This window comes from Mesorhizobium sp. M7A.F.Ca.ET.027.02.1.1, assembly GCF_004022985.1.
Lineage (GTDB): Bacteria > Pseudomonadota > Alphaproteobacteria > Rhizobiales > Rhizobiaceae > Mesorhizobium.
This window is the reverse complement of record NZ_RZOL01000857.1, coordinates 1-780: the sequence shown is the minus strand read 5'-3', so window position 1 is coordinate 780 and position 780 is coordinate 1. Positions and strand designations below refer to the sequence as shown.

The 780-nt window shown below is 59.1% G+C and carries 1 protein-coding gene; it reads left to right on the top strand.

Annotated elements, in window-relative coordinates:
- Positions 1-115: 115 nt before the first annotated feature.
- Positions 116-780: CocE/NonD family hydrolase (locus tag EN749_RS36640; protein ID WP_245491596.1), on the top strand; the 665-nt coding region annotated here is incomplete at its 3' end.

Here is a 780-nt window from a genome sequence, read left to right as displayed (position 1 = left end):
TGACTGCGATGGTACTATTGCCAAATCGGATAAGGTTGGCCCGCTGTGCCCGCTGGATTCCACTTACGTGACTATGCGCGATGGCGTAAGGATTGCGTTGGATATCGTTCGTCCAATGGGTGACGACGCCAACACCAAGCGCGACACAATTCTGGTGATGACACGCTACTGGCGCGGCACAAAAGGAGAGTCGTCCAACCAGTGGGCTGACCTGCTCGTACCAAGTGGTTTTGCCGTTGTCGTTGGAGATTCTCGCGGCACCGGTGCTTCTTCCGGCCAGTGGCCGTATCACCGTGCCCGCCCCGAAACGCTCGATTTCAGCGAAATACTGGACTGGATCGTCGCCCAGCCCTGGTCCACGGGACAGGTGATCGGCTACGGGCTGTCCTACACCGCCAACACGGCGGACTGGATGGCGGAGCGAAATCATCCAGCGCTGAAGGGCATTATACCGCGGTTTGCGGACTACGATTCTTATGAGGATTGCTTTTTCCCTGGCGGATTGCCCAACCTTTTTGTCGTGCAAACTTGGTCCGCCAACGTTAAGGAGCTCGACCGCAATGTGAAAATTCTGGCCAACGGACAGCGCTCGCCGGGCGTTCGTCCTGTAGGACCCGATGGCGAGGCGGACCTTGCCGAGGCACTGCGTGACCACGAGCGCGCGGTGCCCATTTCCGAGGGATTCCAGCAGGTCACGTTCAAGGATGATCGTCCGACCACGTGGGGCGGGGACTCCATGATCGAGTGGAGCACCCAGGAAGTGGCAGACCGGATCTCTCG